At 71.7% G+C, this 12385-nt stretch carries 15 protein-coding genes; 6 read left to right on the top strand and 9 right to left on the bottom strand.

The genetic code is table 11. The features are described from left to right. Window positions 1-60: 60 nt before the first annotated feature. From ABZ478_RS32485 to ABZ478_RS32470, 4 genes are all read right to left on the bottom strand, one after another. Complete coding sequence (locus ABZ478_RS32485) at window positions 61-579, bottom strand: histidine phosphatase family protein (RefSeq protein WP_359555068.1); 519 nt, start codon at window positions 577-579, stop codon at window positions 61-63. Between the two features lie 76 nt (window positions 580-655). Continuing rightward, window positions 656-862 carry a hypothetical protein gene (locus tag ABZ478_RS32480; protein ID WP_359555066.1) on the bottom strand — a complete coding sequence of 69 codons (207 nt, stop codon included), beginning with the start codon at window positions 860-862 and terminating at the stop codon, window positions 656-658. 171 nt (window positions 863-1033) lie between these two features. Next, entirely contained in the window at window positions 1034-1153 is a 120-nt protein-coding gene (locus ABZ478_RS32475) for an SGM_5486 family transporter-associated protein (RefSeq protein ID WP_351673159.1), read from the bottom strand. 110 nt (window positions 1154-1263) lie between these two features. After that, window positions 1264-2580: a CynX/NimT family MFS transporter gene (locus ABZ478_RS32470; protein ID WP_359555064.1), complete on the bottom strand. Its 1317-nt coding sequence runs from the start codon at window positions 2578-2580 to the stop codon at window positions 1264-1266. 70 nt (window positions 2581-2650) lie between these two features. Between ABZ478_RS32470 and ABZ478_RS32465 the strand changes: the two genes are divergently transcribed. Further along, window positions 2651-3343 (top strand): FCD domain-containing protein, encoded by a 693-nt coding sequence (locus tag ABZ478_RS32465; protein WP_359555062.1) that lies wholly within the window; start codon window positions 2651-2653, stop codon window positions 3341-3343. On the opposite strand, the gene ABZ478_RS32460 is transcribed toward ABZ478_RS32465, so the two are convergent. From ABZ478_RS32460 to fabG, 3 genes are all read right to left on the bottom strand, one after another. Continuing rightward, on the bottom strand, window positions 3321-3671 hold the full coding sequence (locus ABZ478_RS32460) for a hypothetical protein (RefSeq protein ID WP_359555061.1): 351 nt from the start codon (window positions 3669-3671) through the stop codon (window positions 3321-3323). The two genes, ABZ478_RS32465 and ABZ478_RS32460, sit on opposite strands and share 23 nt — an antisense overlap. Window positions 3672-3872: 201 nt before the next feature. Beyond that, complete coding sequence (fabI, locus tag ABZ478_RS32455) at window positions 3873-4640, bottom strand: enoyl-ACP reductase FabI (protein WP_359555058.1); 768 nt, start codon at window positions 4638-4640, stop codon at window positions 3873-3875. A 5-nt stretch (window positions 4641-4645) separates the two neighbouring features. Then, window positions 4646-5350, bottom strand: a complete 705-nt coding sequence (gene fabG / locus ABZ478_RS32450) for a 3-oxoacyl-[acyl-carrier-protein] reductase (protein WP_359555056.1) — start codon at window positions 5348-5350, stop codon at window positions 4646-4648. A gap of 247 nt (window positions 5351-5597) precedes the next feature. On the opposite strand from fabG, the gene ABZ478_RS32445 reads away from it, so the two are divergent. From ABZ478_RS32445 to tyrS, 3 genes are read left to right on the top strand one after another with little or no spacing between them, the layout of a single operon-like run. Next, entirely contained in the window at window positions 5598-7121 is a 1524-nt protein-coding gene (locus ABZ478_RS32445; RefSeq protein ID WP_359555054.1) for a TldD/PmbA family protein, read from the top strand. Then, window positions 7118-8512, top strand: coding sequence for a TldD/PmbA family protein (locus ABZ478_RS32440; RefSeq protein WP_359555052.1), 1395 nt, complete (start codon window positions 7118-7120; stop codon window positions 8510-8512). The genes ABZ478_RS32445 and ABZ478_RS32440 overlap by 4 nt, the downstream gene beginning before the upstream one ends. A gap of 56 nt (window positions 8513-8568) precedes the next feature. Beyond that, window positions 8569-9837 (top strand): tyrosine--tRNA ligase, encoded by a 1269-nt coding sequence (gene tyrS, locus ABZ478_RS32435; RefSeq protein WP_359555050.1) that lies wholly within the window; start codon window positions 8569-8571, stop codon window positions 9835-9837. Window positions 9838-9893: 56 nt separating this feature from the next. Here the strand turns inward: tyrS and ABZ478_RS32430 are convergent, their stop codons facing one another. Continuing rightward, window positions 9894-10178 carry a GlsB/YeaQ/YmgE family stress response membrane protein gene (locus tag ABZ478_RS32430; protein ID WP_359555048.1) on the bottom strand — a complete coding sequence of 95 codons (285 nt, stop codon included), beginning with the start codon at window positions 10176-10178 and terminating at the stop codon, window positions 9894-9896. A gap of 240 nt (window positions 10179-10418) precedes the next feature. Between ABZ478_RS32430 and ABZ478_RS32425 the strand changes: the two genes are divergently transcribed. Further along, window positions 10419-10823 carry a DUF3099 domain-containing protein gene (locus tag ABZ478_RS32425; RefSeq protein WP_359555045.1) on the top strand — a complete coding sequence of 135 codons (405 nt, stop codon included), beginning with the start codon at window positions 10419-10421 and terminating at the stop codon, window positions 10821-10823. A gap of 222 nt (window positions 10824-11045) precedes the next feature. Beyond that, window positions 11046-11264 (top strand): hypothetical protein, encoded by a 219-nt coding sequence (locus tag ABZ478_RS32420; RefSeq protein ID WP_359555042.1) that lies wholly within the window; start codon window positions 11046-11048, stop codon window positions 11262-11264. A gap of 24 nt (window positions 11265-11288) precedes the next feature. Here ABZ478_RS32420 and moaA read toward each other — a convergent pair whose 3' ends face one another. After that, window positions 11289-12278, bottom strand: a complete 990-nt coding sequence (moaA, locus tag ABZ478_RS32415; protein ID WP_359555039.1) for a GTP 3',8-cyclase MoaA — start codon at window positions 12276-12278, stop codon at window positions 11289-11291. Window positions 12279-12385 lie beyond the last annotated feature (107 nt).

Here is a 12385-nt window from a genome sequence, read left to right as displayed (position 1 = left end):
TCCGGACGTGAGGAGGGCCCGGCACCGTCGCGGTGCCGGGCCCTTCCGCTGAGTGCGGTGTCACTCGGAGGGCGCCCAGTAGTCCACCATCGTGGCCGTGCCCGGTTCCAGGCTCTTCCAGCCGCCGTCGAAAGTCAGCACCACGAAGGCGGCGGCCGGGAAGCCGCGGCGTTCCATCCGCTTGCGGGCGTCGCCCCCGGACTCGCCGGCCAGGACCTCGGCCAGCCCGTGCACGCCCGGGTTGTGGCCGATGAGGATCACGTTCTGCGCGTCGTCCGGGACCTCGTTGAGCGCGGCGATCAGCTCGCCGGGAGAGGCCTCGTAGACCCGCTCCTCGTAGACGGTTTTCGGCCGGTGCGCGAGTTCATGGACGGCGAGCTTCCAGGTCTCGCGGGTCCGGACGGCGGTGGAGCACAGGGCAAGGTCGAAGGTGTAACCGGTGTCGGCCAGCTTGCGTCCGGCTACCGCTGCGTCCGTGCGGCCCCGCTCGGCGAGGGGGCGCTCATGGTCGGGCACCTGGGGCCAGTCGGCTTTCGCATGCCGGAAGATGATGATCCTGCGGGGTTCTGCGACGCTCATGGGTCCCAGCTTCGCATGAAACAGGCCACCCGGCGCAGGGAGTTGACATGGGGAATCACCGCGGATGAAGGCTCCGTCAGCGGGCGAGGAGCCGCTGCGCGCGTTCGAGGAGCTGCGTGATCGCCGGGTCGGCGCCCGCCGCGTGGGCGTCGGACGGGTTCAGTATCAGCGCCAGCAGTACGGCGAAGGCGAGAGCGGGCAGGGCGAGAGCCCACCAGGGCAGCCGGATGTCGACGCCGCCCGTGGTCGCCGGGTGGGGCCGGGTGTGCGTACGGACCGGCATGGTCGCCTCCGTGGAATCCTCGAGTGGTTCTGGCCGCCTGCCGCGGTCATGTCTCGAAGCTACGGAGTGCGGGGCCGCCGGCCCATCCGGTGACCCACCCACTTGACCCTGACCCTGTCCCCCTAGGGGATGGTGGGGACAGCCCCACCCTCAGGGCAGGCGCGGGCCGGGTCAGGGCGAGGCGATCGTCGCGATGATGCCGATGATCACGAAGATGGCGAGGAACGAGCCGAAGACGAGCAGCAGCTTCTTCTGGCCGTTCTTGGGGTTCGGGTCGAGCACGGGCTCCATGCGCCCAGTCTCGCACCCTTCGTCCGGAACGGACCGGCCGGGGTGCCGGCCGGTCCCGCCGGCGGCCGGTGCCGGCGGATCCCGTCGGCGGGCGGTGGCGGGGGGCGCGCTCAGGCCCGGCCCGCCTCGTCCTCCACCGTGCGGTCGCGGCCCGCGAGGACGCCCACCGCCATCTGGGGCAGCATCAGGCCCGCCATCAGGGCGATCGGCAGGCCCCAGCCGCCGCTGTGCTGGTAGAGCACGCCGACCAGCAGCGGGCCGGGGATGGAGATCAGGTAGCCGGTGCTCTGCGCGAACGCGGAGAGCTGGGCGACGCCGGCACCGGTCCTGGCGCGCATGCCGACCATCGTCAGCGCGAGCGGGAAAGCGCAGTTGGCGATGCCGAGCAGCACGGCCCAGGCCCAGGCGCCGCCGGCCGGCGCCAGGTACAGGCCGGCGTATCCGACGAGGCCGCACACGCCCAGGGCCAGCACGATCGGCCCCTGGTGGGGCAGCCGGGTGGCGAGCCGCGGGATCACGAAGGCCAGGGGGACGCCCATCACCATGGTGACGGCGAGGAGGAGTCCCGCCGTGCCGGCCGGGACACCGGCGTCCCGGAAGATCTGCGCCATCCAGCCCATCGTGATGTAGGCGGCGGTGGCCTGGAGCCCGAAGAAGACCGCGAGCGCCCAGGCGGTGCGGCTGCGGGTGATGCGCAGCGGGGCCGCCCGCCCGTCCGGCGCGGTGCGCACCGGCTCCGGCGCGGGGGCCGCGCCCCGGCTGCGCACCAGCGGCAGCCAGGGCAGTACGGCGGCGGCCGCGAGCCCCGCCCACACGGCGAGCCCGGACTGCCAGCCGCCGCCCAGCGCACCGGTCAGCGGCACGGTCACCGCCGCGGCGGTGGAGGTGCCGAGGGCGAGGGCCATCGAGTACAGGCCGGTCATGGAGCCGACGCGGTCGGGGAACCAGCGCTTGACGATGACCGGCATCAGCACGTTGCTGACGGCGATGCCCATCAGGGCGAGCGCGCTGGCCGCGAGGAAGCCGGCCGTGCCGCCGGCGTACGGGCGTATCAGCAGGCCCGCGGTGATGGCGGCCATGCCGGCGCACACCACGGCGGCCGGTCCGAAGCGGCGGGCCAGGCGGGGCGCGGTGACGCCGAAGACGGCGAAGCAGAGCGGGGGCACGGAGGTGAGCAGTCCGGCCACGCTGCCGCTCATGCCGAGGCCGTCGCGGACCTCCTCCAGCAGCGCGCCGAGGCTGGTGATGGCGGGGCGGAGGTTGAGCGCGGTCAGCACGATGCCGACGACGACCAGCCGGGTCGCCCACGCGTGCGCGGGTGCCGTCGGACGGATGCCCGGCGCTGTGCTCACGCCGCGTTCGGTCGAAGGCATCTCCGTACGGGTGTCCGCGATCCGCGTTTCCTCACTGGCCATGCCACACATCATAGAATCATGGGATGATTGGTTGTCCACTCCCCCGGCGGCCCCGGCCGGGAATCCCGTGCGAAGGTGTGCCATGCCTCTGAGCCACCCGCGCCGTTCGGCGCTCTCCGAGCAGGTCATCGCCGAGCTGCGCGCGCAGATCGCCTCCGGCGAGTGGCCGGTGGGATCGCGCATCCCGACCGAACCGGAACTGGTGGAGCAGCTCGGCGTCGCCCGTAACACCGTCCGCGAGGCCGTGCGGGCGCTCGCGCACAACGGTCTGCTGGACATCCGGCAGGGCTCGGGCACCTATGTCGCGGCGACGAGCGAGCTGGCCGGCGTGATGCACCGCCGCTTCGCGGGGGCCGATCCGCGGCACATCGCGGAGCTGCGCTCGACGCTGGAGTCGGCGGCGGCGCGGCTGGCCGCCGAGCGGCGCACCGAGAAGGACCTCAAGCAGCTCGACGCGCTGCTGGTGCGGCGCGAGGAGGCCTGGGAGGCGGGCGAGGCCGAGGCCTTCGTGACCGCCGACGCGACCTTCCACCTGGCCGTGGTGGCGGCCTCCCACAACGACGTCATGACGGCGATGTACGCCGACCTGGGCGAGGTGCTACGCGACTGGCTGCGCGCCGACGTCGGCGCGGGCCTCACGCCGGAGACGCACATGGACCACGCCCGCCTGGTGGACGCGATCCGCGCGGGTGACGCGCAGGCGGCGGCCGAGGAGGCCGCGAGCTATCCGTTCCTGTGCCGTCCGGACAGGTTCAGCGCGCCTTCTGGTGGCTGATCCACACCGAGCGGACCTCCTTCCAGCAGCGGCCGGTCAGCCGTACCGTCATGGCGGCGTCGGTGTTCACGGGCGCGCTGTCGGTGTCGATGTCCCACCAGCGGGCGCACTCGATGTGCAGGCGCACGCGGTCGGTGTCGACGTAGGGGTTGTGGCAGTGGGCGACCACGTGCGAGCCGGTGACGGCCGTACGGCACGCGGCGCCGAACAGCTTCGGCGCGGGCGGCTTGCCGTCGCTCACGCGCGCGTGGCACATCGCGGCGTACGGCAGGCAGAACACGAGGGCGGCGGCCACGGTCACCGGGGCCAGGCTGCGGGACAGGCGCACAAGGGGACCTCCTCGGCCGGGCTGCGGAGGGATGCGCGAGGTGAACGCTGCCTCCAGGGTGCGCCGCCGGCTCGCCGCCCCGCCCGGCCGGGTACGCCGAACGAGTGACGCCCCGCTCCCCGCGCGCTGCGGGGAACGGGGCGTCGGTGGCTTACGGGGCTCACCCGCGCCGTACGCGGGTCACCGTGTGCCGTGCGCGGCTCAGGCGCCGATGGCGTGCAGGCCGCCGTCCACGTGGATGATCTCGCCGGTGGTCTTCGGGAACCAGTCGCTCAGCAGGGCGACGACGCCCTTGCCGGCCGGCTCCGGGTCCTTGAGGTCCCACTCCAGCGGGGAGCGGGTGTCCCACACGGCGGCCAGGTCACCGAAGCCCGGGATGGACTTGGCGGCCATGGAGCCGATGGGGCCGGCCGAGATCAGGTTGCAGCGGATGTTCTGCTTGCCCAGGTCGCGCGCCATGTAGCGGCTGGTCGCCTCGAGCGCGGCCTTGGCCGGGCCCATCCAGTCGTACTGCGGCCAGGCGTACTGCGCGTCGAAGGTGAGGCCGACGACCGAGCCGCCGTTCTGCATCAGCGGCAGGCAGGCCGTGGTCAGCGACTTCAGGGAGAACGCCGAGACGTGCATGGCGGTGGAGACCGACTCGAACGGCGTGTTCAGGAAGTTGCCGCCGAGGGCGTCCTGCGGGGCGAAGCCGATGGAGTGGACGATGCCGTCCAGGCCGCCCAGCTCCTCGCCGACCACGTCGGCCAGCCGTCCGAGGTGCTCCTCGTTGGTCACGTCCAGCTCGATGACCTTGGCCGGCTTCGGCAGCTTCTTGGCGATGCGCTCGGTCAGCGTGGGCCGCGGGAACGCGGTCAGGATGATCTCGGCGCCCTGCTCCTGGGCGAGCTTGGCGACGTGGAAGGCGATGGAGGACTCCATCAGCACACCCGTGACCAGGATGCGCTTGCCCTCGAGAATTCCGCTCATGGTGATCAGTGACCCATTCCCAGTCCGCCGTCAACGGGAATGACGGCTCCAGTGATGTACGAGGCGTCGTCCGAGGCGAGGAACCGCACCGTCGCGGCGATCTCCTCCGGCTGCGCGTACCGGCCGAGCGGCACCTGGGACACGATGTCCTTGCGCTGCTCGTCGGTGAGCACCTTGGTCATGTCGGTGTCGACGAAGCCGGGCGCGACGACGTTGAAGGTGAGGTTGCGCGAGCCCAGCTCACGGGCGAGGGAGCGCGCGAAGCCGACCAGGGCGGCCTTGGAGGCGGCGTAGTTCGCCTGCCCCGCCGAGCCGAGCAGGCCGACCACCGAGGAGATCAGGACGACACGGCCCTTGCGGGCCCGCAGCATGCCGCGGTTGGCGCGCTTGACGACGCGGAAGGTGCCGGTGAGGTTGGTGTCGATGACCGAGGTGAAGTCCTCCTCGGACATGCGCATCAGGAGCTGGTCCTTGGTGACGCCGGCGTTGGCGATCAGGACCTCGACCGGACCGTGCTGCTCCTCGATCTCCTTGTAGGCCTGCTCCACCTGCTCGGGGTCGGTGATGTCGCACTTGACGGCGAGGAAGCCGGCGGGCGGCTCACCCGAGCGGTACGTGATCGCGACCTGGTCGCCGGCGTCGGCGAATGCGCGGGCGATGGCGAGGCCGATGCCCCGGTTGCCTCCGGTGACGAGAACCGAGCGGCTCAACGGATCACCCTTTCGATAGCGGTCTGATGCGGTACGGCACCCGCCCGAACACCTCGATGACAGGCGGCTTCATCGAAAACCTATCGGTACCGCCCCTTCCGTGGGCAAGCGGGCACCGACAGTGGCTGAAGTGCGTCACTGTCGGGTCCCTACAGAAAGCACCGGTGCGCACGGCGAAACCTGTGGTCCGCCGGGCCGCTGTCACGACATGATCGGACCGACAGGCCACGACAGCAGGGAGACCTCCGTGCCTCATTCCATCGACGAAGCCTTCACGGCGCTGCCGCTGAGGGCCCTGGCCGACGCCGCGCTGGCACGCGCGCGTGCGCTGGGGGCCGAGCATGCGGACTTCCGGTTCGAGCGGGTGCGCAGCGCGTCCTGGCGGCTGCGGGACGCCAGGCCCGCGGGATCGTCGGACACCACCGACCTCGGCTACGCGGTCCGGGTCGTGCACGGCGGTACGTGGGGCTTCGCGTCCGGAGTGGACCTGACCCTGGACGCGGCCGCGAAGGTCGCCTCCCAGGCGGTGGCGATGGCGAAGCTCTCCGCGCAGGTGATCAGGGCGGCCGGGTCCGACGAGCGGGTGGAGCTGGCGGACGAGCCGGTGCACGCGGACCGGACGTGGGTCTCGTCGTACGAGATCGACCCGTTCTCGGTACCCGACGAGGAGAAGGCCGGGCTGCTGGCGCAGTGGAGCGCGCGGCTGCTGGCGGCGAACGGCGTGAACCACGTGGACGCCTCGCTGCTCACCGTGCACGAGAACAAGTTCTACGCTGACACGGCCGGCACCGTGACGACCCAGCAGCGGGTGCGGCTGCATCCGCAGCTGACGGCGGTGTCGGTGGACGAGTCGAGCGGTGAGTTCGACTCCATGCGGACCATCGCGCCGCCGGTGGGCCGGGGCTGGGAGTACCTGACGGGCACCGGCTGGGACTGGGACACCGAGCTGGAGCGGATGCCGGAGCTGCTGGCGGAGAAGATGCGGGCGCCCAGCGTGGAGGCAGGCGTGTACGACCTGGTCGTCGACCCGTCCAACCTGTGGCTGACCATCCACGAGTCCATCGGGCACGCCACCGAGCTGGACCGCGCCCTCGGCTACGAGGCCGCCTACGCCGGCACCTCCTTCGCCACCTTCGACCAGCTCGGCAAGCTCAGGTACGGCTCCGAGCTGATGAACGTCACCGGAGACCGCACCGCCGAGCACGGCCTCGCGACCGTCGGGTACGACGACGAGGGCGTCGAGGCGCAGTCCTGGGACCTGGTGAAGGACGGCACGCTGGTGGGCTACCAGCTCGACCGGCGGATCGCGCGGCTGACCGGGTCCGAGCGGTCCAACGGGTGCGCGTTCGCCGACTCGCCGGGGCACGTGCCGGTGCAGCGCATGGCCAACGTGTCGCTGCGGCCGGATCCCGCGGGGATGTCCACCGAGGACCTGATCGGGGGCGTCGACCGGGGCATCTACGTGGTCGGTGACCGGTCCTGGTCGATCGACATGCAGCGCTACAACTTCCAGTTCACCGGGCAGCGCTTCTTCCGGATCGAGAACGGCCGGATCACCGGGCAGCTGAAGGACGTCGCCTACCAGGCGACGACCACCGACTTCTGGGGGTCGATGGCCGCCGTGGGCGGCCCGCAGACCTATGTCCTGGGCGGTGCCTTCAACTGCGGCAAGGCCCAGCCGGGCCAGGTGGCCGCCGTGTCCCACGGGTGCCCCTCCGCCCTGTTCCGGGGCGTCAACATTCTGAACACCACCCAGGAGGCCGGTCGATGAGCGCCCGTACCAACAAGCCGCACGAGGTCGTCGAGCAGGCGCTCGCGCTGTCCCGGGCCGACGGCTGCGTGGTCATCGCCGACGAGCAGTCGTCCGCGAACCTGCGCTGGGCGGGGAACGCGCTCACCACGAACGGTGTGACGCGGGGCCGTACGCTCACGGTGATCGCGACCGTGGACGGCAAGGAGGGCACCGCGGCAGGTGTCGTGTCCCGGTCGGCGGTGACGACCGCGGAGCTGGAGCCGCTGGTGCGGGCCGCCGAGGCCGCCGCGCGCGGTGCCGGGCCCGCCGAGGACGCGCAGCCGCTCGTCGGCGATGTGCCCGCGTCCCCCGACTTCACCGACGCGCCCGCCGAGACCTCGTCCGCGGTGTTCGCGGACTTCGCCCCGGCGCTCGGCGAGTCCTTCGCACGCGCGCGTGCGGGCGGCCGGGAGCTGTACGGCTTCGCCAACCACGAGCTGGTGTCGACCTACCTGGGCACCTCCACCGGGCTGCGGCTGCGGCACGACCAGCCCGCCGGCACGCTGGAGATGAACGCCAAGTCGCCGGACCGTACCCGCTCGGCGTGGGCGGGCCGGTCGACACGTGACTTCAAGGACGTCGACCCGGGCGCACTCGACGCCGAGCTGGCCGTACGCCTCGGCTGGGCCGAGCGGCGCGTGGAGCTGCCCGCGGGCCGCTACGAGACGCTGCTGCCGCCGACCGCGGTCGCGGACCTGCTGATCTACCAGCTCTGGTCGGCCTCGGGCCGGGACGCGGCGGAGGGCCGGACGGTGTTCTCCAAGCCGGGCGGCGGCACCCGGGTCGGCGAGAAGCTGAGCGGGCTGCCGCTGACGCTGCGCAGCGACCCGCACGAGCCGGGCCTGGAGTGCGCGCCGTTCGTGGTCGCCCACTCCTCCGGCGGTGACCAGTCGGTGTTCGACAACGGGCTGCCGGTGCGCGCCACCGACTGGGTCGGCGGGGGCGTCCTGCGGAACCTGACCACGACCCGGCACAGCGCGGGCCTGACCGGGCTGCCGGTCGCCCCGGCGCTCGGCAACCTGATCCTCGACGGCGGGCAGGACCGTTCCCTGGAGGAGATGGTCGCGGACACCGAGCGCGGGCTGCTGCTGACCTGCCTGTGGTACATCCGCGAGGTGGACCCGGCGACGCTGCTGCTCACCGGTCTGACCCGGGACGGCGTCTACCTCGTGGAGAACGGCGAGGTCACCGGAGAGGTGAACAACTTCCGGTTCAACGAGTCGCCGGTGGACCTGCTGGGCAGGGCCACGGAGGCCGGGCGCACCGAGAAGACGCTGCCCCGCGAGTGGAGCGACTGGTTCACCCGGGCCGCGATGCCCGCGCTGCGGATCCCCGATTTCAATATGAGCTCTGTCAGTCAGGGCGTATAACCTCGTAGTCGGCTGTCACCCGACTGCCCGAAGATCTTCAAGGAGACACGAGAACCGTGACGGACATCGTCGACGAGCTGAAGTGGCGTGGGCTGTTCGCCCTGTCCACCGACGAGGACGCCTTGCGCAAGGCGCTCGCGGACGGTCCCGTCACGTTCTATTGCGGCTTCGACCCGACGGCGCCGTCGCTGCACGTGGGGCATCTGGTTCAGGTGCTCACCGTGCGCCGGCTCCAGCAGGCCGGGCACCGGCCGCTGGCGCTGGTCGGCGGTGCGACGGGCCTGATCGGGGACCCGCGCCCGACCGCCGAGCGCACGCTGAACGACCCGGAGACGGTGGCCGGCTGGGTGGGCCGGCTGCGCGGCCAGATCGAGCCGTTCCTGTCCTTCGAGGGCGAGAACGCGGCGGTCATGGTGAACAACCTCGACTGGACGCAGGGCCTCTCCGCGATCGAGTTCCTGCGGGACATCGGCAAGCACTTCCGGGTCAACAAGATGCTGACGAAGGACTCCGTGGCCCGCCGCCTGGAGTCCGACCAGGGCATCAGCTACACCGAGTTCAGCTACCAGATCCTGCAGGGCATGGACTTCCTGCAGCTGTACCGGCGGTACGGCTGCAGGCTCCAGCAGGGCGGCAGCGACCAGTGGGGCAACCTCACGGCCGGCCTCGACCTGATCCACCGGCTGGAGCCGGAGGCGGACGTGCACGCCCTGGCCACCCCGCTGATGACCAAGGCGGACGGCACCAAGTTCGGCAAGACCGAGGGCGGCGCCGTCTGGCTCGACCCGGAGATGACGACGCCGTACGCGTTCTACCAGTTCTGGCTGAACGTGGACGACCGTGACATCTCGCGGTACATGCGGATCCTGTCCTTCAGGTCCCGGGACGAGCTGGAGGAGCTGGAGCGGCAGACCGAGGAGCGCCCGCAGGCCCGTGCCGCGCAGCGCGCGCTCGCCGAGGAGCTGACGACGCTGGTGCACGGCGCCGGTCAGACGGCCGCCGTGATCGCCGCGTCCAAGGCCCTCTTCGGCCAGGGCGAGCTGGCGGAGCTGGACGACAGGACGCTGGCGGCGGCGCTGTCCGAGGTGCCGCACATCCAGGTCACCGAGCTGGGTCCGGTGGTCGATCTGTTCGCCGAGGTCGGGCTGGTCGCCAGCAAGTCGGCCGCCCGCCGGACGGTCAAGGAGGGCGGCGCCTACGTGAACAACGCGAAGGTCACCGCGGAGGACGCGGTTCCCGCCCGGGAGGACCTGCTGCACGGGCGCTGGCTGGTGCTGCGCCGGGGCAAGAAGAACCTGGCCGCGGTCGAGGTCAAGCCCGCGTGAGACATGCCGAAGGGCGGCTCCCGATGCCGGGGGGCCGCCCTTCGGTGTGTCCGCTGTCAGACGCGCTGCTGCTGTTTCCGCTTGCCGAGCGTCGCCATGTAGAGGGCGTCGATCAGGGCGACGATGATGATCGCGGCGATGAGCTGGAAGGCGTGCCGGCTCCAGTCGATGCCCTTGGTCTCCGCGACGCCGAGGGCGCTCGCGATCGCGTTGCCCGCTATCGCGCCGAGGATGCCGCCGATGGTGGTCAGCCACAGGGGGCTGTGCTGCTTGCCCGGGATGACCGCCTTGGCGATGAGGCCCAGCACGAACCCCACGATGATCGCCCACAACCAGCCCATGGCTGCCTCCTCGTACCGATCGGCGTGAGCACTACGGCAAGTCTCCGTGTGTGGGCCGTTCGGCGCATGTCGGGTACGCCTGTACGTGGCCCGGCCGACGGCGTCCGCGCGGGCGGGCGGCGACCCGGTCTCGTGGGCGGTGGTGGCGCGGCGTAACGTGGAGATGTTCCGCACGGCTCGTGCCTGTGCGCGGGCGAAGGTTGCGGGCCATGGGAGTCCGATGCGGGCGGATGGTGGAATGTGACGCGGAAGCAGCACGGCGGCAACGTCCAGGTGTTCCGGATCACCGGCGCCCGGACCGGTCTGGCCGAGGACGTACGGGGCCGGCAGCGGCGGTACGTCATCTCGATGACGATCCGGACCGCCTCGGTGATCCTCGCGGCGACCCTGTGGAACGTCGAACGGTACGTCGCCATCGTGGCGCTGGTGATCGGCGCGGTGCTCCCCTACATCGCGGTGGTGATCGCGAACGCCGGCCGGGAGCGGCCGCCCACCCTTCCCTCGACCTTCGTCACGGCCCCGACGCGGCCGATGATCACGCCGCCGCGCGCGGAGGACGAGCGCGCGCGGGCGCAGTCCGTACCGGAGGACGCGTCGGCCGAGCCGGGGGCGCGGGAGCCCGGTGAGCGACCGGAACGGGCCTGACCACGGGGGATGTGGGGCGGTGGGCCGGGCTCGCCGCCAAGCTCAAGAAAAGCTCAATTCAATCGTGCGGTTCAGTGCCGGACGCAGGGTGACCCATGACATACTGCGTACGCGCTCCGCATCCCCCGTCGGAGCGACGGACCGACGCCGGGCAGCTCCCCCCGTGGCTGCTCGGCGTCGCCTTGTTTACGGGGGCTCTGTGAGACGGAACCTGACGAACCTGTGAGTGACGAGACCCCCATCTGCTCCGCCAAGGACTGCCGTGCCGCCGCCGTGTGGGTACTTGCCTGGAACAACCCGAAGATCCACACGCCGGAGCGGCGCAAGACGTGGCTCGCCTGCGAGGAGCACCGCGAGCATCTCTCGCAGTTCCTCGGAGTCCGCGGGTTCCTCAAGGACGTGGTGCGGTTCCAGGACTGGAAGGCACCCGAGGGCTCCTAGGGTCTGTCGTCCCTACTGTCACCCCTAGCCGCCGATCGCCGACATCGGGCGGTCCGGCTGTACGAACGAGGGGTCGTCGAGGCCCGCTCCGGCCTTCTTGCCCCACATCGCCAGGCGCCAGCGGCGGGCGATCTCCTCGTCGGGGGCGCCGGAGCGCAGGGCCGCTCGCAGGTCGGTCTCCTCGGTGGCGAACAGGCAGGTCCGTATCTGGCCGTCGGCCGTGAGGCGGGTGCGGTCGCAGGCCGCGCAGAACGGGCGGGTGACCGAGGCGATCACCCCCACGCGGTGCGGGCCGCCGTCGACCAGCCAGCGCTCCGCCGGTGCCGAGCCGCGCTCGTCGGCGCCCTCGGGGGTGAGGTCGAAGCGAGTGCGCAGGGAGGCCAGGATGTCCCCTGCGGTGACCATGCCCTCGCGTTTCCAGCCGTGCTGGGCGTCGAGGGGCATCTGCTCGATGAAGCGCAACTCGTAGTCGTGCTCCACCGCCCAGGCCAGCAGGTCCGGGGCCTCGTCGGCGTTCAGCCCCGGCATCAGGACCGAGTTGACCTTGACCGGGTCGAGGCCCGCCTCGCGGGCGGCCTGCAGGCCCTCCAGGACGTCCCGGTGGCGGTCGCGCCGGGTGAGGGTCTTGAAGACGTCCGGGCGGAGGGTGTCCAGGGAGACGTTGACCCGGTCCAGGCCCGCCGCCTTCAGGGCGGACGCGGTGCGCCTGAGACCGATGCCGTTGGTGGTGAGGGACATCTGGGGCCGGGGCTCCAGGGCCGCGACGCGCTCGACGATGCCGGTCAGGCCGGGGCGCAGCAGCGGCTCGCCGCCGGTGAAGCGGACCTCCTCGATGCCGAGCAGGCGGACCGCGATGTCGATGAGGCGGACGATCTCGTCGTCCGTGAGCAGGTCGGGCTTGGCCAGCCACTGCAGGCCCTCCTCGGGCATGCAGTAGGTGCAGCGCAGATTGCACCGGTCGGTCAGTGAGACCCGAAGGTCGGTGGCGACTCGGCCGTAGGTGTCGATGAGCACGTGGGCCCCCTCCCTCGGTACCGCATCAATGTTCTCCGTCACTTGCGAGCCTACGTGAGAGCACCGACAACGGTGGTGGCCGGATCCCACGAGGCACGGCGAGGCCG

This window comes from Streptomyces sp. NPDC005706 (assembly GCF_040631045.1).
Classification (GTDB): domain Bacteria; phylum Actinomycetota; class Actinomycetes; order Streptomycetales; family Streptomycetaceae; genus Streptomyces.
The sequence above is the reverse complement of the archived record's forward strand: the minus strand, read 5'-3'. Positions and strand labels throughout refer to the sequence as shown.

Coding starts and splice junctions, on each gene's coding strand:
- ABZ478_RS32480 (WP_359555066.1), bottom strand. CDS start 862: ATGCCGGTCCGTACGCACACCCGGCCCCACCCGGCGACCACGGGCGGC.
- ABZ478_RS32440 (WP_359555052.1), top strand. CDS start 7,118: ATGAGCGCCCGTACCAACAAGCCGCACGAGGTCGTCGAGCAGGCGCTC.
- ABZ478_RS32470 (WP_359555064.1), bottom strand. CDS start 2,580: ATGATGTGTGGCATGGCCAGTGAGGAAACGCGGATCGCGGACACCCGT.
- ABZ478_RS32475 (WP_351673159.1), bottom strand. CDS start 1,153: ATGGAGCCCGTGCTCGACCCGAACCCCAAGAACGGCCAGAAGAAGCTG.
- ABZ478_RS32430 (WP_359555048.1), bottom strand. CDS start 10,178: ATGGGCTGGTTGTGGGCGATCATCGTGGGGTTCGTGCTGGGCCTCATC.
- ABZ478_RS32485 (WP_359555068.1), bottom strand. CDS start 579: ATGAGCGTCGCAGAACCCCGCAGGATCATCATCTTCCGGCATGCGAAA.
- fabI (WP_359555058.1), bottom strand. CDS start 4,640: ATGAGCGGAATTCTCGAGGGCAAGCGCATCCTGGTCACGGGTGTGCTG.
- ABZ478_RS32465 (WP_359555062.1), top strand. CDS start 2,651: ATGCCTCTGAGCCACCCGCGCCGTTCGGCGCTCTCCGAGCAGGTCATC.